This is a genomic window from Bradyrhizobium zhanjiangense (genome assembly GCF_004114935.1).
Lineage (GTDB): Bacteria > Pseudomonadota > Alphaproteobacteria > Rhizobiales > Xanthobacteraceae > Bradyrhizobium > Bradyrhizobium zhanjiangense.
In genome coordinates this window covers 462,096-482,386 of record NZ_CP022221.1, presented here as the reverse complement: position 1 = coordinate 482,386, position 20,291 = coordinate 462,096, and the positions used below count along the sequence as shown (strand labels likewise).

The following is a 20,291-nucleotide window of genomic DNA, read 5'->3' as shown; positions in this document are numbered from 1 at the left end:
CCGGCAAACGCCTCTTTGCACTGCTTATAGCGACCTAACCACTGGACAGCGAAGGACTTTCGCAGGCATCACTGAATTTGCCGGAATCGCCAAGACCACTTCTTACACCCGATATGGAAGGGGATATGACCGAGCAGACGAACCGCCAGAGAATTGCCGCCGAGGGCATCACCGCACCTCTGCGATACACCGTGTTCCGGCGCATCTGGCTCGCTAGCCTGCTCTCCAATCTCGGCCTCCTGATCCAGGGCGTCGGTGCCGCCTGGGCGATGACGCAGATGGCGGCCTCCGCCGACAAGGTGGCGCTGGTGCAGACCGCGCTGATGTTACCGATCATGCTGATTTCGATGCCGGCCGGCGCCATCGCCGATATGTATGACCGCCGCATCGTCACCCTGGTCTCGCTGTCGATCGCGCTGACCGGCGCCACCGCGCTCACCATCCTGGCCGGGCTCAAGCTGATCACGCCGGAAACGCTGCTGGCGTTCTGCTTCGTCGTCGGCAGCGGCAATGCATTGTTTGGACCTGCCTGGCAGTCCTCGGTCAGCGAGCAGGTGCCGCCCGATGCGCTGCCGTCCGCGGTGGCGCTGAACGGCATCAGCTACAACATCGCGCGCAGCTTCGGTCCTGCGGTCGGCGGCGTCATCGTCGCCGCGGCCGGCGCAGTCGCCGCGTTTGCCTGCAACGCGGTCCTCTATCTGCCGCTGCTCGTGGTGCTGCTGCTCTGGCGGCGCAGCACCGAACCCTCGCGCCTGCCGCGGGAAAAGCTCAACCGCGCCATGGTCTCCGGCTTCCGCTACATCACCAACTCGCCGCCGATCAAGATCGTGCTGTTGCGCACGCTGGTGATGGGCCTGATCGGCGGCGCCGTGATGGCGCTGATGCCGCTGGTCGCGCGCGACCTCTTGCATGGCGGCGCGCAGACCTACGGCATCATGCTGGGCGCGTTCGGCATGGGCGCGGTGGTCGGCGCGCTCAACATCCATGAATTGCGCAAGCGCATGAGCGGCGAGGCGGCGATCCGCGCCTGCACCATCTCGATGGCGTTTGCGATGGCCGCGCTCGCCTTGAGCACGGAGCCGGTGCTGACGGCAACCGCGCTGGTGCTGGCCGGCGCGGTCTGGATGGCCGCGGTGGCGCTGTTCAACATCGGCGTGCAGCTCTCGGCGCCGCGCTGGGTCGCGGGTCGCTCGCTTGCGGCGTTCCAGGCCTCAATTTCGGGCGGCATCGCGATTGGCGCCTGGGGCTGGGGCCATCTCACCGACTATGCCGGGGTCGAGGTCGCGCTCCTGGTCGCGGCCGGACTGATGCTGATCTCGCCGCTGATCGGCATCTGGCTGGCGATGCCACGCGTCGGCGCGCGCAACGAGGATGCCGAGGTGCTGGCCGATCCCGAGGTGAAGCTGTCGCTGACCGGCCGCAGCGGGCCCTTGGTGGTCGAGATCGAATACCGGGTGAGCCGGGAGAATGCCCGCGCCTTCCACAATGTGATGCAGGACGTGCAGCTCTCCCGGCAGCGCAACGGCGCCTATGGCTGGTCGATCGCGCGCGACATCGCCGATCCGGAATTATGGACCGAGCGCTATCATTGTCCGACCTGGCTCGACTACTTACGCCAGCGCAACCGCTCGACCCAATCCGAACGCGCGCTGCATCAGCAAGCGATCGATTTCCACATCGGCCCCGAACCGGTACGGATCCGGCGCATGCTGGAACGTCCGTTCGGCTCGGTGCGCTGGAAGGAGGAGACGCCGGACCGCGCCAATAGCGAAGTGCTGCCGGTGGTCGCGACTGCGGCGGGGAGCAGCACGTAAGTCTGTCAACCTGTAGCCCGGATGGAGCGAAGCGCAATCCGGGACGGTCTCACCGCGGAAACAGAACCCCGGATTACGCTCCGCTCCATCCGGGCTACGAAATCTACTACTGCCCGTGATCCGACAGCACCTTGTCGCAGCCTTTGCTCAGCCGGGTGCGGTTCTGCTTCAGGCAGGCGAGCACGGCGCCATCGCCATTGTTCATCACGGCGCGGCAGAAGCGGCTGACATCACGCGCGCAGGCATCGTGGCCGGGCTGCTGCTGCGCGAACGCGCTCGATGCGCACAGCAGCAAAGGAATAATGAAAAGAAATCTGGCCATCGCGTAATGCCTCTTACCCGGAAGAAATGTGCGGGCGAAGCTAGTGCGCTGATCCCGAGGCCGCAACGACTTTGTTGACTGGCTGCAACGTGCCGCCGCATGGCCCCGGCTTGATGCAGGAGCACATCGCGAGGGGAGCTAACCGACGCAACGATCATCGTGTTGCTTACTGCTTGTCCTGTGCGTCAGCGACCTTGCGCGAGGCGCCCTTGGCGAGGTCCTTGTCCATCACCGCGCGGCAGCCGGCGCTTAAGTCAGAACGATGCTTGATCATGCACGCCGTGATCTTCGGGATGTTGGGGATGTCCGCCGAGCAGAGGCGAAATGCATCGCCGGTGCACATCTGCTGCGCCTCCGCAGTGAAGGCGAAGCTCGAGGTCGCCGAGACGATCGACGCGATGGCGGCAAAGCCCAAGGCCAGGCTGGTATCGCGGATCTTGGTGGTCAGGGACTTGCCAGAAAGAGACTTGGCAGAAAAAGACTTGGTCATTTGAAGCTCCCATTGGGGGCCGTCGGAACGGCGCCCGTTGTTGATGGGAACTACGATGCTCCGGCAAAACGGTTTCCACTGTGATGACAGTCACGGCAGGCACAGCCTCTGTGACCTCCGTCACTTTGGCGCACCTCGCTGAAATTCCTCCGCAGCCGCTGTCGCGTTGGTGTCACGTTAACTGTTCCTTCGCATTAATGGCTCGTCGCGCGGGAAATTCCGCCGGTTTGGTTGCGTAATTGGAAAGAATAGCGATGCGTAATGCGTTGGGCCTGATGCTGGCCAGTGTAGTTGCGGCGGTCGTGATTGCCGCCGGCGGTTGGTTTTATTATTCCGCGCGCGCCGATCAGGGCGCCCCCAAGACAGTTGCCGCCCGTGCCGCCGATCCATTGCCGGCACCGGCGAAGCTCGCTGCCAAGGATGACGTCGAGACCACCGCGGCGATCGCGGCCAAGCCAGCGGGAGCTGCTCCGGCACCTGCGCCCGCTCCCGCCATGCCGGTGCAGCAGAAACAGGCCTGCGCCAATCCGAACGCGCTGGGCGTTGCCCGGGTGGTCGAGATCGACACCACAGGCGGTCCCGGCTTCGGCTTCGAGCACTTCAAGCAGTTCGACTTCCTCACTGAAAAGGAGGTCGTGCTGACCTTCGACGACGGTCCGTGGCCGATCAACACGCCCGCCGTGCTGAAGGCGCTTGCGGATGAATGCACCAAGGGCCTGTTTTTCTCGGTCGGCAAGCACGCGACCTATCATCCGGAGATCCTGCGCCAGGTGCTGGCCCAGGGCCACACGGTCGGCACGCACACCTGGTCACATGTCAACCTGAACAGCAAGAAGATGACCGAGCAACAGGTCAAGGACGAGGTCGAGAAGGGCTTCAGCGCAGTGAGATTCGCGCTCGGCACCAACCCGGCGCCGTTCTTCCGCTTCCCGCAGCTTCAGCACAATCCGGCGATGGTGACCTATTTCGGCACCCGCAACGTCGCGATGTTCTCGACCGACATCGACTCCTTCGACTTCAGGAAGGGCGCCACGCCGGAGAAGATCGTCGAGACCGTGATGACCAGGCTGGACAAGCTCGGCAAGGGCATCATCCTGATGCACGACTTCCAGAAGCACACCGGCGAAGCCCTGCCGGCCCTGCTCGCGCGGCTCAAGGCCGGCGGTTACAAGGTGGTGCAGATGAAGGCCAAGACGACCTTCCAGACGCTGCCGGAATATGACGAGGCGTTGCTGAAAGACCTGAAGGTGCCGACTTCGAGCGCACGTCCGATCGGAAGCGTGGTGCAGACGGTTTCGCAATAACCGTGATCACCGCTTCAATATGCGCATGGCCGGGCCTTCGCCCGGCCATTTGCTTTGGGCAAGCGGCTTACCAGTAGATGCCGTGGCGGTGCAGCTCGCTGATGATGCGGCGCTCGGTCCAGCTGCGCTTGTGCTTCGGCTTGTCCGCTGTTGCCGTGGTCTTGGTGGCAGGTTTGGTCGTCGTGGGCGTCGTCACGGCCGGAGCAGTCGCCGCAGCCGGCGCAGAAAGCGACACGGCCGGCGGACGATCGGAATATTTCGGAGCCTCCGTGGCTGGCGCGACTTCGCTCAGCTGCGTCGTCGCGGTGGCGGTCGCCGACGTCGTGGTTTGCGGCGCGGAGGTCTGCTCGCCTGCCGCGACCAGCGACAGGCTGCGGGACCCGCCTGCCTGGGCAGACGCGGAGGCCAGGAGCATGGCGGCAACCAAAAGGATCTTGCGCATGTGAAATCTCCCCGTGTTGGCGTGGCTGGACGTTACGGGAAGCGCACCTGAGGTTACGTGATCATGATCACGCAGGCTGCCGTGCCCTTGCACCGTGTGCTCAAGCAGGCTGGATGTGCTGGTCAAAACGCCGGGCTTGCGGAGATCGGATGAACCGAGGCGCTGGTGCCGCAAGAGGGATTCGAACCCCCGACCCCGTCATTACGAATGACGTGCTCTACCGACTGAGCTATTGCGGCGAACCCTGCCGGAGCCAGGACAATGCCGGCCCCGATACGCGCGCCCCTGATATCGGGCATGGCCCGAATTGGCAAGGACAAGCGGGGTGCGAAATGCGCCTCACGCGCCCCAGCGGGACCAGAATCCGCGCCAACCGCCGGCCTGGGCCTTGGGCGTGCCGATTTGTTCCGTAAATTCATCGCTCGGGCCCTCGTCGTCGATCCCGGGATCGTCAGGCGCGCGGACGATCGGGATCACGGCAGGGATGGGGGCCGATCCGGGTTTGCCGAGGTCGGCCCGGCTCCGGAACACCGGCGTTGCCGCGGGCGGCGATGATTCGACGGGCGCGGGGGCCGGATCAGCCGGCTCCGAATGCGTGACCGTCGGCTCTTCCTTGGCAGCTTCCCTGACAGCTTCCTTGGCAGGTTCCTTGGCCGGAGGGGGCGAATTGTCCTGGGCGGCCGGCGCCGGCACTGGGGCTGCCACCGGCGGTTCCACCGGAGCTTCGCTGGCAGCCGCCGTCACCCGCTTCGGCGGTGGGGCCGCCAGCATGGCCTCCTCGAAGGCCGAGGATTCGATCGTGGCGCCCTTATCCGAAGGCAGGCTCGCGACCGGCGTCTGCCACTGGAACGCATCGAGACGGCCGGTGACCGGGGAGACCGGACGCCAGCGGTCGCTGACATAGCCGTCCGCAGTCCAGGCCGGATCGTGGCGGGCCCGCACCGCGCGCAAGGTCCAGGCGCGGGCACGGCCGCCGTCGCCATGCTCGGTGCGTTCGATCTCGGCCATCAGCAGCGCGACGCGTTGGGTCGGATCGTTGACGTAAGGCGCGAGCGCCTCGCGCGCGCGGGCGAACTCGGAGGCATCGATCGCAGCGCGAGCGATCGCGAGCTGGCCCTCGATCTGACCTGCCTTGTCGGCAGGCGTTTTGGCCGCGAGCGTCTCGACCCGCTGCAAGCGCTGCCGCGCGGAATCGCCGAGCTTCACATGGGCATAGGCATCCGCGAGATCGGGATGCGGATTGGTGAGCCAGGCGGCCTCGACCAGCTTCATGGCGCGGCGCACCTGATGCGCCTCGCTCTCGAATTTCGCGGCGAGCACCGCGGCCGGCACCAGGGTCGGTGCGAGCTTGATCGCCTCCATCACGCTCTCGCGCGCGACGTCGCGGTCCATGGTTTCCAATTCCAGCGCGCGCGCGGTAAGCAGGACGCCGCGCTGCCGGCGATAGGTCTGTTTGTTGATCAGGCCAGCTGACAGATTCGAATCGAGGATCGCGAGCGCGCCGCTCCAGTCGCCGCGCGCGCAGCGGAAGCCGAGCACCGCCTGCGAGGCCCAGGTCGAGGACGGCGACAATTTGATGGCTTCCTCCGCGATCATCACGGCGCCAATCGCATCGTCGGCGCGCTGCGCCTCGATGAACAGGCCGCGCAGGCCGAGCAGCCGCGTGTCCTCACGCTCGGCCATGGCGCGGAAGACGCGCTGCGCTTCGTCGCGATTGCCTTCGAGCTGCGCCGACTGCGCGTGCAAGAGCAGCGCGAGCGGATCGTTCGGCGCATGCCGCCGCGCCGCTTCCGCATGCCGACGGGCGAGCGCGGTGTCGCCATGACCGATCGCGAGCAGGCCGTGGGTGATGGCGTGTCGGCCGCGGGCGTGGCGCTTCTCATGACGACGGCGGCGCAAACGCCCCGGCGTGCGCCAGATCATGGTCAGGATGCTCCAGACCAGCACGATTGCGGTTGCGAAGATGCCGAGCCCGAGCACGAACCCGGGAAACGTCGTCGTGGCACGGAGACCGCCCCAGGTCAGGACCAAATCGCCGGGCTGATCGGCAACCCAGGCTCCGCCGGCCGCCGCCAGTGCGATCAGAATGAGAAAGAGGACGATGCGAAGCATGGTGATCTCTATACGCGCCGATTGTTGCGCGAACCTTATTGAGCAGGCTTGACCGGATCAGATTTGGCGAGATCCGCCATGGCATCGTCGGCGAATTTGCGGGACGCGGCGAGCGCGGCGTCGCGGGCATCGGCCTTGTCGAGCCAGACTTGCGCCGCGGTGCGATCGGCCTCCGGCAGCGCCTTCAGCTCGCGACGTGCTTCCGCAAAATCGTTGCGTAGCGCCGCCGCGGTGACACGCGTCACGATCGCACCGCGATCATTGCCGACGCCGTCGGTGCGTTCGATGCGGACGAGCTTCGATGCGCCGGCCTGGAGGCGCTCGACGATACCGCTGCCGCCGGTCTGGGTTTCCGCCGGCGGCGACAATTTCGGCACGATGTTGAGAAGCTCGCGGCTCAGCGCGACCGGCGTCGGGATGCCGGAGGAAGCAAAGATGTCGAGCGGCTTCAGCATATCGGGCTTGGCCGCCAGTGACCGCGCCGCGGCCAGTTGCTGTTGATAGGGATCGCCATGACGAACGGCGACGTCGAGCAGGGCCGCCGCCACCACATGGCGCAGCGGCTTGTCGTCCATCGTCTTGGCGTCGGCGATCTTCTCGCCCTGCTGCGCGAGCTCGGCCCGCTCGGTCCTGCCGGCGCGTTCGAGCTGCGCGATGCGGTCGTTGAGAGCGCTAAGATCGGGCGCGGCAGCGCTTGGAGCCGACTTCACGTCGTTCAGTGCATTCGCCGCCTTGTCGGACTGCGCGCGCAAATTGGCGATGTCGCTGCGCAGGCTGCCGACGGACTTCTCCAGCGCGTCGATCCGCGCCGCCGTCGCCGGATCGGCGACCGGCTTGGCGGCCTTGGCTTCGACCGCGGCAACGCGGCCGCTGAGCGCATCGACCGTCGCGCTCGTGACTTGCGGTGCGGCAGGCGGCGCCTGCACGGCGGGCCAGCCCAGCATCCAGCCGACCGCGATCACGACTGCCGCTGCGACAGCGCCGGAGAGCGGAGCAACGACCCAGGGTGAAATCGGCGGAGAGACGGGCGCGGATGCAACGGTGGCCGGCGCCTCATCGCGCTCCGGCTCAGCATCCGCCGGCTCGGACTTGACCTGCTCGGATTGTGACGACTCGGTCTCGGCGCGCTCCGGCGCCGCCTGAGCCTCGGGCTCGCCCGCCGCCTGCGGCGGCTGGGTCGAGACTTCGGTCGCCTCGAGGTCGATGGTGGGCGGGGTGCGCTTGGCACGACCGCTGTCGGGGGCCAATCCTGCGTCTTCAGGCTTGTCATCGACCATCGTGACGGTTCCTCACATCCATACCTTGCACAGATCCTTCGGATCCGATTGCGTCGGATTCGGCCCGACCTCTTACGCCAAACGGGTGCGCAAAGCACGCTCCAAGGTGTCGAATAGGGCATTTTCGTCCGGCGTCGCCGCCACCAGAACCTGCGACGCGCCGGCTTCGCGCAGCACGCCGGCAACCGTCTCGGACAGGCAGCATTGCGGTATCGCCAGCGCCGAGATTTCGACACCTTCGTCCCGCGCCGCATCCAGAAACGCCCGCGCGCTGCGCCGGGAATAGTGCAGCACCGCCTCAATCCCATGGGCGGCAAAGCCGTCGCAAACTTCGCGCGGCAGCAACTTGACCGGAGCCATGCGATAGGTGGTCTGCGTGACCACATTGAATCCTTCGGCGCCGAGCTCGTTGCCGAGGTCACGCGACAGATCCGCACCCGCCAGGTAAAGCAGCGTGCTCTTTTTCTTCAGCACCTTGTCGCGTGCACTCTGCACCACCTTGTCGCGCAAGGCCGCCGCATCGCCACCGGCGACGATCACGTCGGCAAAGCCGGCGTCGCGTGCCGCAGTAGCCGTGTGCTCGCCGACCGCAAACAGTGGCAGCTCCAACAAACCAAGGTCCCGCAATTGCGCTGTGACGCCACGGATTGCATTGGCCGATGTAACGATGACGCCGTTATAGTTCGTCTCGCTCTCGTCATGAAAGGCGACCGGCTCGAACTTGAGCACCGGCGCAAGCAGCACCACATGCCCCCGCGCGCGCAAACTCTCCGCCGTCGCCTCATTGTCGGGATGCGGTCGTGTGACAAGAATGGACATCGCTGGTGTTCCCGAACCACGTGACGGTGGCGCATTCGCGAGGACGGCCGCGCGTGACGATTGCGCAAGCCAGCCCCGGAATGCTACCGGACGTACCAGAACTCTGCTTTACGGATGAGCGCAAGGGCGCAAATTGGATAACAATTCGCCAATGCTGGTATTGGGCATCGAAACCACCTGCGACGAAACCGCCGCGGCCGTGATCGAGCGTGCGCCTGACGGCAGCGGCAAGATCCTGTCCAACATCGTGCGGTCGCAGGTCGAGGAGCACGCACGCTTCGGCGGCGTGGTGCCGGAGATCGCCGCCCGCGCCCATGTCGATCTGCTCGACGGCATCATCGACCGCGCCATGAGTGAGGCCGGCGTCGGCTTCGCCCAGCTGGGCGGTGTCGCCGCGGCGGCGGGGCCGGGGCTGATCGGCGGCGTCATCGTCGGGCTCACCACCGCCAAGGCGATCGCGATGGTGCACGACACTCCGCTGATCGCGGTGAACCATCTGGAGGCGCATGCGCTGACGCCGCGTCTCACCGACGGGATCGAATTCCCCTATTGCCTGTTCCTCGCCTCGGGCGGACATACCCAGATCGTCGCCGTCACTGGCGTCGGCCAGTATGTGCGGCTCGGCACCACGGTCGACGACGCCATTGGCGAGGCCTTCGACAAGGTCGCGAAGATGCTGGGCCTGCTCTATCCCGGCGGTCCGCAGGTCGAGCGTGCGGCGGCAAGCGGCGATGCGATGCGCTTCGCTTTCCCACGCCCGATGCAGGGGCGCCCCGATGCCAATTTCTCGCTGTCGGGCTTGAAGACGGCGGTCCGCAACGAAGCGAGCCGCATCGCCGAGCTCACGCCGCAGGACATCAGCGACCTCTGCGCGAGCTTTCAAGCCGCCGTGCTGGATTCGACGGCGGACCGGTTGAGCGTCGGTCTAAAACTTTTCCGCGAGCAGTTCGGCGGGCCACGCGCACTCGTGGCCGCCGGCGGCGTTGCCGCCAATCAGGCGATCCGCGGCGCCCTGCTCGATGTCGCGCAGCAAGCTGGGACCCAGCTGATCATGCCGCCGCCCGCGCTCTGCACCGACAACGGCGCGATGATCGCCTGGGCCGGCGCCGAGCGCCTCGCGCTCGGCATGACAGACACGATGGAGGCGCAGCCCCGCGCACGCTGGCTGCTCGACGCCAACGCGACGGCACCGGCAGGTTACGGCAACACGCGGGCAGGATTCTAGTAATGACCGCGTTCGACTCCATCACAGTGATCGGAGCAGGCGCCTGGGGCACGGCGCTGGCAACTGTGGCGGCACGGGCAGGACGGAACGTGACGCTGTGGGCGCGCAATGCCGAACATGCGACGCGGATTGCCGCGACGCGCGACAATCCGCGGCTGCCCGGCGTGCGGATCGCTCCTGAGATCGTTGTGACGAGCGATCTGGCGCTCGCCGCGCGTGCCGATATGCTGCTGATCGCAACGCCTGCGCAGCACTTGCGCGGCGCGGTCAACCTGCTGGCCTCGCGCATTGCAAAGCCGGTCCCCGTCGTCGCCTGCGCCAAGGGCATCGAGCACGGCACCCACAAATTCATGACTGAGGTGATCGCCGAAGCCGCACCGGGCGCGCAGCCGGCGATCCTGTCCGGCCCGAGCTTTGCCGACGATGTCGCGCGCCGCCTGCCGACCGCGGTAACGCTGGCCGCGAAGGAAGAAGCGCTGGCCAGCGGCCTGGTGCAGGCGCTCGGCTCGGCGACATTCCGTCCCTATCATTCCACTGATATCAGAGGTGTCGAGATCGGCGGCGCGGCCAAGAACGTGCTGGCGATTGCGGTCGGCATCGCGGTCGGGCGCAAGCTCGGTGCCTCGGCCCAGGCCGCGCTGACGACCCGCGGCTTTGCCGAGCTGACACGCCTCGGTCGCGCGCTTGGTGCGCGCAGCGAGACGCTCACGGGCCTGTCCGGGCTCGGCGATCTCATTCTGACCTGTTCGAGCCCGCAATCACGTAATTTCGCGCTGGGCCTCGCGCTGGGCCGCGGCGAGAACCCGCCCGCGGGCAAGCTTGCCGAGGGCGAGTCCACCGCGCCGGTGCTGATCGAGCTTGCGGCTTCGCAAAACATCGAGATGCCGGTATCAGAAGCGGTCGCTTCGATCCTGAGCGGCCGGAGCACGATTGACGCCGCGATCTCGGGGCTGTTGACGCGCCCCTTCAAGGCAGAGGAATGAAACATGGCGTACTGGCTGGTGAAATCCGAACCTTCGGTGTGGTCCTGGGACCAGCAGGTGGCGAAGGGCGCCAAGGGCGAAGCCTGGACCGGCGTGCGCAACTTCACCGCACGCCAGAACCTCGTTGCGATGAAGAAGGGCGACAAGGCGTTCTTCTATCATTCCAACGAGGGCAAGGAGATCGTCGGCATCGCGGAGATCATCAAGGAGGCCTATCCGGACCCGACCGACAAGACGGAGAAATTCGTCTGCGTCGACATCAAGGCCGACAAGCCCTTGAAGACGCCGGTGACGATGGCCGCGATCAAGGCCGAGAAGAAGCTCGCAGACATGGCGCTGGTGAAATATTCGCGCCTGTCGGTGCAGCCGGTGACGGCGGAGGAGTGGAAGCTCGTCTGCAAGATGGGTGGGATCTAGTCGGTGCGTAGCGCGGGTGAGCGAAAGCGACATCCGGGACCGATCGATCCGCATATCGCTGCGCTGATGCGGCTACGACGTCCGAGCTTGCGTCTCCGGCAGCGCAAAAACCTCGCATGGCGCGGCAATGCCGCGCAGCGAATGCGATCCGAGCGCGATGAGGGGCGTATCCGTCTCTGCGGCGAGCGCGCCCGATACGAGCACGGTCCGCCCCAACGGCTTGCATAGTCCTTCGAGCCGACTGGCGAGATTGACGGCGGGACCGATCGCCGTGAAATCGAGCCGGTTGGCGGCGCCGATATTGCCCCAGAGCATCTCGCCGAGATGGAGGGCGGCACCGAACGCGAGCGGCGGCAAGCCCTGGCCGCGGCGCTCCGCGTTGAGATACACCATCCCGGCTTCGGCCGCGCCTGCCGCGCGCAGAGCGGCATCGCAGGCGCGGCGGGGCGACGCCTCGATCACGGGAAAGATCGCGAGTACGCCGTCGCCGATGAATTTCAGCACCTCGCCGCCGAAGGCGTGAACGGCGCCGGCGATCCGGTCGAACCATGCATCGAGCGCCGCGATGACATCGGCCGGCGGATTGGTCTCCGACAAGCTGGTGAAGTTGCGCAAGTCGGCATAGAGCAATGCGGCTTGAATGGTCTCGCCGAGATCGCGTCGCAGCGGCGCCGCCAGCACCCGCTCCGCACTGCGCTTGCCGAGATAGGCGTCCAGCGTCGCCCGCAGCGTGGCACGCGCGGCGAGCACGGCGAGCGGCGTCGCGGCAAAACGTGCGGCTTGGCGCAGCTGCTCGATTTCATCTGCGGTGAACGGGCGCGGCCCGATCCAACCGAGCTGCGGCCCATCGGGCCGTCCGACGATATCTTCATGCACCTCACCGCCCGCAATGTCGCGCAGCCAGCGGCGGCCGGCATCGTTGGGCGGGTCCGGTGCCAGCCCGCCCGGCGCAAAGCCGAGCGCTTCGATCACCCGACGGCTATCGGCGCGCCACAACCAGGTCCGCTTCGCGATCAGCGGGTGCGGCACCTCCAGCGTCAGGGCGCCCGCCGCAAGCGGCACGCCATCAGCAACCAGATGGGCGCCGAGTTCCGCAAGCAGGCGGTCCGCCCCAGGACTATCTGAGGCGGCGTCGACAAGCCAGGCGAGCGTCGGAGAGAGCTGCATGGCGCGATCATGACGAAGGCACGCCGTCTTTGTCACGGGCAATCCTTGACGGACCGCGCTGGCGCCGCCATGTCCGAGTGTCAGCCCAGGGATGATCGCCGATGACCGAACCGTTCATAGTGCGACGCGAGACCCAGATCGCCGCCCCGCGCGCGACTGTTTTCGCCTATCTGACCGACCCTGAGAAGATTTTGAGCTGGATGGGTTCCGACGCGACCACGGAGCCGCATCCCGGCGGGCTCTATCTGCTGAAGGGCGTCGGCCCGCGCGGCGGCGTCGCCCGAGGCGCCTTCCGCGAGGTCGTGCCGGTGCATCGTCTCGCCTACACGTTCGGCTGGGAGGGCGGACAGGAGGTGCCGCCCGGCTCGAGCCTGATCGAGATCGACCTGATTGAGCACAACGGCGGCACTTTGATGCGGATGACCCATAGCGGGCTGCCGACGGAAGAGCAGGCGGCCGCGCATGCAAAGGGCTGGGCGCATTATCTGGAACGGCTCACCACGGCAGCCGCGGGCGGCGATCCCGGTCCGGACAAGGGCGTGTCCGAGAAGTCGTAGGGACTGTAGGTGGGCAAAGGCGCACTTGCGCCGTGCCCACCATCTATCCCAACACCGCAGCAGAAATGGTGGGCACGCTCCACTTTGCCCACCCTACGGAAGCGCGACGCTAAACCGCCGCGGTCGCCACCACCTGGGCCAGAAGCTGCTCGCGCCTCGCCTGCGAGCGCTGACCCTTCATGGTCGCGGCGAAGCGTTCGAGAATGCCGTCCTCGAAGGCGGTGACGATGGTGTCGTGGACGTAGCTCTTGCGGCAGATCGCCGGCGTGTTGGAGAGCTGGTCGGCGGCGGCGCGGATCGCGTCCAGCACCTGCTTCTTGCGGCCGCGCTGGCTGGTCGCCGGCGTGATCCGCGACAGCGATTCCACGACGACGGCAGACGCCATCAGCGTGCGAAAATCCTTCAGCGAGATCTTGATGCCGGCGATCTCGCGCAGAAACGCATTCACCTGCGTGGTATTGACCGCGCGCACGATGCCGTAGGCGTCGCGATACTGGAACATGCGCTTACCCGGGACGCCCCGCAAAATGCCGATGGCGCGCACTAGCTTGGCCGCGTCGCATTCCTTCCGCACCGCCTTGCCGCCCTTCGCCTTGAAGGTCAGCACGAAGCAATCATCTTCCAGCGTCACGTTGGACTTGAGCAGCGTGGTGGCGCCGCGGGTGCCGTTGAGACGGGCATAGGATTCGTTGCCGGGGCGGATCGCGGTGCGGGCGATCAGCTCGATGACGGCCGAGAGCGCGAATTCACGCGTCGGCTCGTCGCCCGACAGGAACGCCGAGACCTTGCGCCGGATCTTTGGCAGCGCGCCGACAAGCTTCTCCAGACGATGCGCCTTGCGGTGCTCGCGGACCTTCTCCCAGTCGGCGTGATAGCGGTATTGCAGCCGGCCCGCGGCATCGCGTCCCACGGCCTGGAGATGCGAGCTCGGATCGGCGGAGTAGCGCACCTCGCGATAGGCCGGCGGCACCGCCATGGCGTGCAGCCGGCGGATGGTGCGGGCGTCGCGAATATGCGCACCGTTCGGGCGGACGAAGGAATAGCCCTTGCCGCGCTTGATGCGCCGGATGGTCAGCTCGTTCTGGTCGCCGAGCCGCAGGCCCAGCCCCTTGGCGAGCGCCTCGACCGTCGCCGCCGGTGTCGTGTCGAAGGTCTTTTTGGGGCTGAGACGCCTGAAACTGGCCGGTTTCGGCCATTGTCCGAGGGCTTTGGCGAGGGCAATGGCCGCAGGATCGGCGGAAGCGGGCTGCATCGCCCCGAGATTCTGCTGATCCATCATAGTCTTACGCCTTAGCCCTGCCTGTTATCGATCAATGCGATTGTTCTGATTTTTGTTCCAGGAGCCTCGTTGGGGTCCCGGGTTGGCCATTTAGGGTGTTCCGAACCGTAATGCGAGTCCCGAATCAGTGAGGAAAGGTTCCCAAATACCTCCGTCGGCCGCGTGGCGCCCCGCGCGGGCCTGTTCCGGAGAGTGGGAGAAAGGCCCGAAAGCCGGCCCCCGGCCTGTTTCATATCTGCGACAGTCGCCCAGGTGGGCTTGATCCTCCGCATGGCCGGCGGCCCGCCGAAGGTCCAGCTTGTGCTCCTTGTCGGGTCCGGTTAGCCCGACGCATAATCATTCAATGATCAAGTCGGCTCGCCAGGCGTCAGCGTTCGGCCTGCCGTATGTGGAGGGAAAGCATGTCCGAGAAGATCTACGACGTACCGGCAGAGTGGGCGAAGCGCGCCTGGGTCGACCAGGCCAAGTACAAGGACATGTACGCGCGCTCGATCTCGGACCCGAACGGTTTCTGGGCGGAGCAGGCCAAGCGCATCGACTGGATGAAGACGCCGACGAAAATCGAGAACGTCTCGTTCGCGCCCGGCAACATCTCGATCAAATGGTTCGAGGACGGCGTCCTCAACGTCGCGCACAATTGCATCGACCGGCATTTGGCCAAGCGCGCCAATCAGACCGCGATCATCTGGGAAGGCGACGATCCCTCGCAGTCAAAGCACATCACCTACAAGGAGCTGCACGACGAGGTCTGCCGGATGGCCAACATCCTGCGCACCCGCAACGTCAAGAAGGGCGACCGCGTCACCATCTACCTGCCGATGATCCCTGAGGCCGCCTACGCGATGCTGGCCTGCGCGCGGATCGGCGCGATCCATTCCGTGGTGTTCGCCGGCTTCTCCCCCGACAGCCTCGCCCAGCGCATCAACGACTGCCAATCTAAGGTGATCATCACTGCGGACGAAGGCCTGCGCGGCGGCAAGAAGGTGCCGCTGAAGGCCAATGTCGACGCGGCGCTCGCCAAGACCGACGGCGTCGACTGGGTCGTCGTAGTCAAGCGCACCGGCGGCAAGGTCGACATGAACCCGACGCGCGACCTCTGGTATCACGACGCCGCCAAGATGGTGACGACGGAGTGCCCGGCCGAGCACATGCACGCCGAGGATCCGCTATTCATCCTCTACACCTCGGGCTCGACCGGCCAGCCCAAGGGCGTGCTGCACACCTCCGCCGGCTATCTCGTCTATGCCGCGATGACGCATCAATACGTCTTCGACTATCACGACGGCGACGTCTACTGGTGCACCGCCGACGTCGGCTGGGTCACCGGCCACAGCTACATTCTCTACGGACCGCTCTGTAACGGCGCGACCACGCTGATGTTCGAAGGCGTGCCGAATTATCCCGATAATTCCAGATTCTGGAACGTCATCGACAAGCACAAGGTCAACACCTTCTACACCGCGCCGACCGCGATCCGCGCGCTGATGCAGGGCGGCGACGAACCGGTGAAGAAAACCTCGCGCGCCTCGCTGCGCCTGCTCGGCTCTGTCGGCGAGCCGATCAATCCGGAAGCCTGGGAGTGGTATCACCGCGTCGTCGGCGACGACCGCTGCCCGATCGTCGACACCTGGTGGCAGACCGAGACTGGCGGCATCCTGATCACGCCGCTGCCGGGCGCGATCAAGCTCAAGCCGGGTTCGGCGACGCTGCCGTTCTTCGGCGTGGTGCCGGAGATCGTCGATGCCGACGGCAAGACGCTCGAAGGCGAGACGACGGGCAACCTCTGTCTCACGCGGTCATGGCCGGGCATGATGCGCACGGTCTATGGCGACCACGCCCGGTTCGAGCAGACTTACTTCTCGACCTACAAGGGCAAATACTTCACCGGCGATGGCTGCCGGCGCGACGCCGACGGCTATTACTGGATCACCGGCCGCGTCGACGACGTCATCAACGTTTCCGGCCATCGCATGGGCACCGCTGAAGTCGAGAGCGCGCTGGTCGCGCACGAGAAGGTGTCGGAGGCTGCCGTGGTCGGCTTCCCGCACGACATCAAGGGCCAGGGCATCTACGCCTATGTCACCCTGATGGCCGGCGTCCAGCCGACCGACGATCTGCGCAAGGAGCTTGTCACCTGGGTACGCAAGGAGATCGGCCCGATCGCCTCGCCGGACCAGATCCAGTTCGCCCCTAGCCTGCCCAAAACCCGCTCCGGCAAAATCATGCGCCGCATCCTGCGCAAGATCGCCGAGGACGAGCCGGGCAGCCTGGGCGACACCTCGACGCTGGCCGATCCGGCCGTGGTCGACGACCTCGTCAAGAACCGGCAGAACCGGAAGTCGGCGTAGGAAGCGGCTCCGTGCCCCGGACGCAGCGCAGCGCGCTCTTCAGCGGTGCGCTGCGCACCGCGCCTTGTCCGGGACACGAGACCTAGCTGCGCTCGGGTTCGCTAACGCCTCCTGAAATAACAGCCGTTCACATCCTCACGCATACGTCAGGGTGCGCCCCGGGACCTGCGCGGCTTTCCCGCCGAGTGTTGTTTTCAGGTCATTTACTTTATTTCGAACATTTCCTTTGTTCCCGTGCCGGCTGGCCCTTGGCGGCCGCGCGTGGAAACCATCCGGTTAACGAGCGCGGTTAAGAATATCTGGGCAAGCCGCGATTGCCGGGTTCTGCGTAAATTTCTGGACGATCCGTTTGGGGCAAGGGGAAGCATCGATGTCGATGAGGATTGCGGTGGCGCTGGCCGCCACCATCGGGGCTGGGGTTTTGATGTCGACCGCGGCCGAGGCGCGGCCGGAAATGGTCGGGACGCACCTCGCCGACTATTCGCCGGGCACCATCGTGGTCAAAACCAGCGAGCGCCGGCTCTATCTCATCCTCGATAACGGCCACGCCGTGCGCTATCCGGTTGGCGTCGGCAAGGCCGGCAAGCAATGGGCCGGCACGACGAAGATCGACGGCAAGTATCTCAATCCAGCCTGGGCGCCGCCTGCCGAGGTGAAGCGCGACAAGCCGAATATTCCCGACGTCATTCCGGGCGGCTCGCCGCGCAACCCGATGGGCGTCGCGGCGATGACCTTGGCCGGCGGCGAATATGCGATCCACGGCACCAACGTGCCGGGCTCGATCGGCGGCTTCGTCTCCTATGGCTGCATTCGCATGCTCAACGACGACATCACCGATCTCTACGGCCGCGTCTCCGTGGGCACGACGGTGGTCGTGACGCGCTGATCGAAGAGATCGGGAGAGGATTGCGAAAGCCGCGTCTAAAGCGCGACGAGATCAGGATGAATCGTCATCGTGCTTTAGGCTCTTGTTTGAGCATGATCTTTTCGGAAAACCGCTACACACTTTGCGCGAACGCGGCCCTTCGGGTCCGGATCATGCTTTAGCGACGCGGCTTTTTTATTACCAGAAACGCCAGCTGCGCGCACACCAGCCGTCGCGATGGCCGCCATTGTAACTGCGCACGTAACCGCCCGCGAGCAGCGTGGCCGAGACGTTGGCGGTGCGCCGGGTCGCGACATCAGCAAGAATGCGTCCGTATTTGTCGGGCCCGAGATTGGAGATCGTCACATCCCCCTGGCCGAGCAGATTGCGCAGCGCGTCGGTGGCGGCTTCAGCCTTGTTCAGCTCATCCTGGCAGGATGCCTTCAGTTCAGGTGCATCGATGCCGCGCAGGCGAACCCGCACGACGAGATGACCGCCATTGCGCTGACGCACGCGCGCAAGAAAAGTGTCGCCATCGACAGTGCGGATCACCTCGACCGGTTGGCGAGCGCCGGCATCTCCGGCCTGCTGGAGGACGATGTCGGTCGCCTGCGACTGGCCGTCGGCCCCATGCGGGACGGGCCAGTTCGTGCCGTGTCGGAAGACAAGCACGACAGCCGTCACGACGCCGACCACGAACATCCAGGGCAACAGCCCGGAGAATCGGCGGTGGAACGGAGAGCCGCTGAACGATGACCGATACGGATTGAGACGATCGCGGGAATGCATTGTCTGACGCTAGAGCTGAGTCGGCAGAACCGGCAAGCCGCGTTCCAAACGCTTTCTAGGGGTTACTGCCTGTAGTTGCACGGAGAGCGATCTTCACATTCCGTTTAGCGCCTGCGTGGTCGCATTGAGTCCCGGCTCGGACCTGTTTCCGTGCGCCGTGGTCCTCGCACGATCATAGCGCGGTCTGCATCCCGAGATACCGCCACTTCATGGTTCTGCCGGGCGGGCGCCTGCGGCGCATCGGCCGTACTTCTACGGCCATCGGTGAATATTACCCAAATCTCAATCTTTGGTTGCACATACCTGATGCGGGACGGAATTGAGGAGAGAGCGGTGGGATTATTCAAGCTTCGCATTGGAACAAAGCTCGGCATCGTCACGGGCATCAACGTTCTGCTGGTCGGCGGTATCCTGACCAACCAGATGCTCGGCAACCAGTCGATCGCGGAGTCCAACCGGCTCGTCATCATCAATTACCTCAACAAAGGCAATGCGCAGGCGGCACAGACGGCGATGGCGCGCGCGCAGCTCGCCGCCCTCGAGCTCGGTTCCGCGCCGTCGGTCGGCGAGGTCGACAAGCTCCTCGAAACTCTCCGCAACCATGCAACCGAGGCCGGTACGGAAATCGACGCCGCAAGGGAGCGGGCGACGCGGAAGGTCACGCAGGATGCCTATCGCGAGGCGAGGAAGTTCGTGGATACTTATCTTGCCAGTGCCGTCGAGCTGGCGGCGGCGCAGAAGGCCGTCATCAATGCTCCCGCCGGCGGCGCCAAGTCCATAGCCGAGACAGCAAAGGCGGGCATTCTCGCAGAACGGATGCGCCCGGCAGCCAAGGAGGTCGGCAAACGCGTCGACGATCTGGTGGGCGTCGCCAACGAATTCGCAGCGCGACGCAAAGGCGAATTGCTGGTCGAACTGGAGCGCGTCGCCAACTTCGCGATCATCGTCGGCGTGTTCGTGATGCTGATGCTGATCGGCTCCGCGGTCTTTTCGGTGTCGAGCATCGCCCGACCGATCCGGCGCATCGGCGATGTGCTCCTGCAACTCGCCGGCGGCAACAAGGCTGTCGAGATCCCCTATACGGCGCGCGGCGACGAAGTGGGCGACAACGCGCGCGCGGCGCAGACCTTCAAGGACAACCTGATCCGCATCGAGCAGATGGAAGCCGAGCAGAAGCAGCAGGAAGCCGCTGCGGCCGCGCAGCGCAAGGAAGAGATGATCCGGCTCGCCGGCGCATTCGAAGCAACGGTCGGCAGCATCATCAATTCGGTGTCCGCCGCTTCCCAGCAGCTCGAATCCGCCGCCGGCACGTTGTCGGGCACCGCGGAAGAGACCCAGCAGCTCTCCGGAATGGTGGCAGCGGCCTCCGAGGAGGCATCCACCAATGTCGGCGCCGTGGCGTCGGCCGCCGAAGAGATGAGCACGTCGGTGGTCGAGATCAGCCGTCAGGTCCACGATTCCAGCCGTATCGCCGGCGAAGCGGTGAAGCAGGCCGAGCGCACCGACATCCGCATCAATGAACTGCTCAAGGCCGCGGGCCGGATCGGCGACGTCGTCAAGCTGATCACTGCGATTGCCGAACAGACCAACCTCCTGGCGCTGAACGCCACGATCGAAGCGGCCCGCGCCGGTGAATCCGGCCGCGGATTTGCCGTGGTAGCGAGCGAGGTCAAGGCGCTCGCCGCCCAGACCGCGCGAGCGACCGAGGAAATCGGCACGCAGATCGCCGGCATGCAGGCAGCGACGGAAGATTCCGTCGGCGCGATCAAGGAGATCGGCGCGACCATCGCCAGGATCTCGGACATCTCGACCACCATCGCCGCGACCATCGAGGAGCAGGGAGCCGCGACATCGGAGATCGCGCGCAACGTCAGCGAAGCGGCCAAGGGCACGGTCGAGGTCGCAGACAAGATCGCGCAGGTCAGTCACGGTGCGAGCGCCACCGGCGCGGCATCCGGACAGGTGCTCGCATCGGCGCGCTCGCTGTCCACCGAAAGCGGTCTGTTGAAGGCAGAGGTCGAGAAATTCCTCAATACTGTGCGCGCCGCCTAGATCGGCAACGAAGCGGCGAGCACAGTTTC

The 20,291-nt window shown here is 65.7% G+C and carries 18 protein-coding genes and 1 tRNA gene; 9 read left to right on the top strand and 10 right to left on the bottom strand.

All coding sequences use genetic code 11. The features are described from left to right. Window positions 1–125 precede the first annotated feature (125 nt). Window positions 126–1,814, top strand: a complete 1,689-nt coding sequence (locus tag XH85_RS02330) for an MFS transporter (RefSeq protein ID WP_128930566.1) — start codon at window positions 126–128, stop codon at window positions 1,812–1,814. A gap of 106 nt (window positions 1,815–1,920) precedes the next feature. Here XH85_RS02330 and XH85_RS02325 read toward each other — a convergent pair whose 3' ends face one another. Then, the gene (locus XH85_RS02325) at window positions 1,921–2,136 is read right to left on the bottom strand and encodes a cysteine rich repeat-containing protein (RefSeq protein ID WP_128930565.1); all 216 of its coding nucleotides are present in this window, start codon (window positions 2,134–2,136) and stop codon (window positions 1,921–1,923) included. A 166-nt stretch (window positions 2,137–2,302) separates the two neighbouring features. Next, entirely contained in the window at window positions 2,303–2,626 is a 324-nt protein-coding gene (locus XH85_RS02320) for a hypothetical protein (protein ID WP_128930564.1), read from the bottom strand. 254 nt (window positions 2,627–2,880) lie between these two features. Between XH85_RS02320 and XH85_RS02315 the strand changes: the two genes are divergently transcribed. Beyond that, complete coding sequence (locus XH85_RS02315) at window positions 2,881–3,930, top strand: polysaccharide deacetylase family protein (RefSeq protein ID WP_128930563.1); 1,050 nt, start codon at window positions 2,881–2,883, stop codon at window positions 3,928–3,930. A 67-nt stretch (window positions 3,931–3,997) separates the two neighbouring features. Here the strand turns inward: XH85_RS02315 and XH85_RS02310 are convergent, their stop codons facing one another. The 5 genes from XH85_RS02310 to XH85_RS02290 all read right to left on the bottom strand — a co-directional run bounded on the left by XH85_RS02310 (window position 3,998) and on the right by XH85_RS02290 (window position 8,580). Then, window positions 3,998–4,372, bottom strand: a complete 375-nt coding sequence (locus tag XH85_RS02310) for a hypothetical protein (RefSeq protein WP_128930562.1) — start codon at window positions 4,370–4,372, stop codon at window positions 3,998–4,000. Window positions 4,373–4,535: 163 nt separating this feature from the next. Beyond that, window positions 4,536–4,611: transfer RNA gene (locus tag XH85_RS02305), tRNA-Thr, on the bottom strand. Window positions 4,612–4,711: 100 nt separating this feature from the next. After that, window positions 4,712–6,484 (bottom strand): heme biosynthesis HemY N-terminal domain-containing protein, encoded by a 1,773-nt coding sequence (locus XH85_RS02300; RefSeq protein WP_128930561.1) that lies wholly within the window; start codon window positions 6,482–6,484, stop codon window positions 4,712–4,714. Window positions 6,485–6,519: 35 nt separating this feature from the next. Continuing rightward, on the bottom strand, window positions 6,520–7,761 hold the full coding sequence (locus tag XH85_RS02295; RefSeq protein ID WP_128930560.1) for a COG4223 family protein: 1,242 nt from the start codon (window positions 7,759–7,761) through the stop codon (window positions 6,520–6,522). A 72-nt stretch (window positions 7,762–7,833) separates the two neighbouring features. After that, window positions 7,834–8,580 carry a uroporphyrinogen-III synthase gene (locus XH85_RS02290; RefSeq protein ID WP_128930559.1) on the bottom strand — a complete coding sequence of 249 codons (747 nt, stop codon included), beginning with the start codon at window positions 8,578–8,580 and terminating at the stop codon, window positions 7,834–7,836. A gap of 151 nt (window positions 8,581–8,731) precedes the next feature. On the opposite strand from XH85_RS02290, the gene tsaD reads away from it, so the two are divergent. The 3 genes from tsaD to XH85_RS02275 are packed head-to-tail and all read left to right on the top strand — an operon-like array spanning window position 8,732 to window position 11,205. After that, complete coding sequence (tsaD, locus tag XH85_RS02285; protein WP_128930558.1) at window positions 8,732–9,805, top strand: tRNA (adenosine(37)-N6)-threonylcarbamoyltransferase complex transferase subunit TsaD; 1,074 nt, start codon at window positions 8,732–8,734, stop codon at window positions 9,803–9,805. Between the two features lie 2 nt (window positions 9,806–9,807). Continuing rightward, window positions 9,808–10,788: an NAD(P)H-dependent glycerol-3-phosphate dehydrogenase gene (locus XH85_RS02280; RefSeq protein ID WP_128930557.1), complete on the top strand. Its 981-nt coding sequence runs from the start codon at window positions 9,808–9,810 to the stop codon at window positions 10,786–10,788. 3 nt (window positions 10,789–10,791) lie between these two features. Next, on the top strand, window positions 10,792–11,205 hold the full coding sequence (locus tag XH85_RS02275) for an EVE domain-containing protein (protein ID WP_091882779.1): 414 nt from the start codon (window positions 10,792–10,794) through the stop codon (window positions 11,203–11,205). 72 nt (window positions 11,206–11,277) lie between these two features. Here the strand turns inward: XH85_RS02275 and XH85_RS02270 are convergent, their stop codons facing one another. Further along, window positions 11,278–12,372: an adenylate/guanylate cyclase domain-containing protein gene (locus tag XH85_RS02270; RefSeq protein WP_164939324.1), complete on the bottom strand. Its 1,095-nt coding sequence runs from the start codon at window positions 12,370–12,372 to the stop codon at window positions 11,278–11,280. A 101-nt stretch (window positions 12,373–12,473) separates the two neighbouring features. Here XH85_RS02270 and XH85_RS02265 point away from each other — a divergent pair, with 101 nt between their 5' ends. Next, window positions 12,474–12,929 (top strand): SRPBCC family protein, encoded by a 456-nt coding sequence (locus tag XH85_RS02265; RefSeq protein WP_128930555.1) that lies wholly within the window; start codon window positions 12,474–12,476, stop codon window positions 12,927–12,929. Between the two features lie 109 nt (window positions 12,930–13,038). Here XH85_RS02265 and XH85_RS02260 read toward each other — a convergent pair whose 3' ends face one another. Then, on the bottom strand, window positions 13,039–14,208 hold the full coding sequence (locus XH85_RS02260) for a DNA topoisomerase IB (RefSeq protein ID WP_128930554.1): 1,170 nt from the start codon (window positions 14,206–14,208) through the stop codon (window positions 13,039–13,041). A 401-nt stretch (window positions 14,209–14,609) separates the two neighbouring features. Between XH85_RS02260 and acs the strand changes: the two genes are divergently transcribed. Both acs and XH85_RS02250 read left to right on the top strand, forming a co-directional pair. Beyond that, a complete protein-coding gene (gene acs / locus XH85_RS02255) occupies window positions 14,610–16,556 on the top strand; it encodes an acetate--CoA ligase (RefSeq protein WP_128930553.1) in 1,947 nt (648 codons plus the stop codon). A 370-nt stretch (window positions 16,557–16,926) separates the two neighbouring features. Then, on the top strand, window positions 16,927–17,442 hold the full coding sequence (locus XH85_RS02250) for a L,D-transpeptidase (RefSeq protein WP_128930552.1): 516 nt from the start codon (window positions 16,927–16,929) through the stop codon (window positions 17,440–17,442). A gap of 177 nt (window positions 17,443–17,619) precedes the next feature. On the opposite strand, the gene XH85_RS02245 is transcribed toward XH85_RS02250, so the two are convergent. Next, complete coding sequence (locus XH85_RS02245) at window positions 17,620–18,210, bottom strand: thermonuclease family protein (protein ID WP_128930551.1); 591 nt, start codon at window positions 18,208–18,210, stop codon at window positions 17,620–17,622. Between the two features lie 306 nt (window positions 18,211–18,516). Here XH85_RS02245 and XH85_RS02240 point away from each other — a divergent pair, with 306 nt between their 5' ends. Next, window positions 18,517–20,262, top strand: coding sequence for a methyl-accepting chemotaxis protein (locus tag XH85_RS02240; protein WP_128930550.1), 1,746 nt, complete (start codon window positions 18,517–18,519; stop codon window positions 20,260–20,262). The last annotated feature ends 29 nt before the right edge of the window (window positions 20,263–20,291 follow it).

Excerpts from the sequence above, each read along its gene's own strand:
- XH85_RS02280 (WP_128930557.1), top strand. The coding sequence starts at position 9,808 with ATGACCGCGTTCGACTCCATCACAGTGATCGGAGCAGGCGCCTGGGGC.
- XH85_RS02260 (WP_128930554.1), bottom strand. The coding sequence starts at position 14,208 with ATGATGGATCAGCAGAATCTCGGGGCGATGCAGCCCGCTTCCGCCGAT.
- XH85_RS02320 (WP_128930564.1), bottom strand. The coding sequence starts at position 2,626 with ATGACCAAGTCTTTTTCTGCCAAGTCTCTTTCTGGCAAGTCCCTGACC.
- XH85_RS02290 (WP_128930559.1), bottom strand. The coding sequence starts at position 8,580 with ATGTCCATTCTTGTCACACGACCGCATCCCGACAATGAGGCGACGGCG.
- XH85_RS02240 (WP_128930550.1), top strand. The coding sequence starts at position 18,517 with ATGCGGGACGGAATTGAGGAGAGAGCGGTGGGATTATTCAAGCTTCGC.
- XH85_RS02330 (WP_128930566.1), top strand. The coding sequence starts at position 126 with ATGACCGAGCAGACGAACCGCCAGAGAATTGCCGCCGAGGGCATCACC.
- XH85_RS02275 (WP_091882779.1), top strand. The coding sequence starts at position 10,792 with ATGGCGTACTGGCTGGTGAAATCCGAACCTTCGGTGTGGTCCTGGGAC.
- XH85_RS02245 (WP_128930551.1), bottom strand. The coding sequence starts at position 18,210 with ATGCATTCCCGCGATCGTCTCAATCCGTATCGGTCATCGTTCAGCGGC.
- tsaD (WP_128930558.1), top strand. The coding sequence starts at position 8,732 with ATGCTGGTATTGGGCATCGAAACCACCTGCGACGAAACCGCCGCGGCC.
- XH85_RS02265 (WP_128930555.1), top strand. The coding sequence starts at position 12,474 with ATGACCGAACCGTTCATAGTGCGACGCGAGACCCAGATCGCCGCCCCG.
- XH85_RS02300 (WP_128930561.1), bottom strand. The coding sequence starts at position 6,484 with ATGCTTCGCATCGTCCTCTTTCTCATTCTGATCGCACTGGCGGCGGCC.
- XH85_RS02295 (WP_128930560.1), bottom strand. The coding sequence starts at position 7,761 with ATGGTCGATGACAAGCCTGAAGACGCAGGATTGGCCCCCGACAGCGGT.
- acs (WP_128930553.1), top strand. The coding sequence starts at position 14,610 with ATGTCCGAGAAGATCTACGACGTACCGGCAGAGTGGGCGAAGCGCGCC.
- XH85_RS02325 (WP_128930565.1), bottom strand. The coding sequence starts at position 2,136 with ATGGCCAGATTTCTTTTCATTATTCCTTTGCTGCTGTGCGCATCGAGC.
- XH85_RS02315 (WP_128930563.1), top strand. The coding sequence starts at position 2,881 with ATGCGTAATGCGTTGGGCCTGATGCTGGCCAGTGTAGTTGCGGCGGTC.
- XH85_RS02310 (WP_128930562.1), bottom strand. The coding sequence starts at position 4,372 with ATGCGCAAGATCCTTTTGGTTGCCGCCATGCTCCTGGCCTCCGCGTCT.
- XH85_RS02270 (WP_164939324.1), bottom strand. The coding sequence starts at position 12,372 with ATGCAGCTCTCTCCGACGCTCGCCTGGCTTGTCGACGCCGCCTCAGAT.
- XH85_RS02250 (WP_128930552.1), top strand. The coding sequence starts at position 16,927 with ATGTCGATGAGGATTGCGGTGGCGCTGGCCGCCACCATCGGGGCTGGG.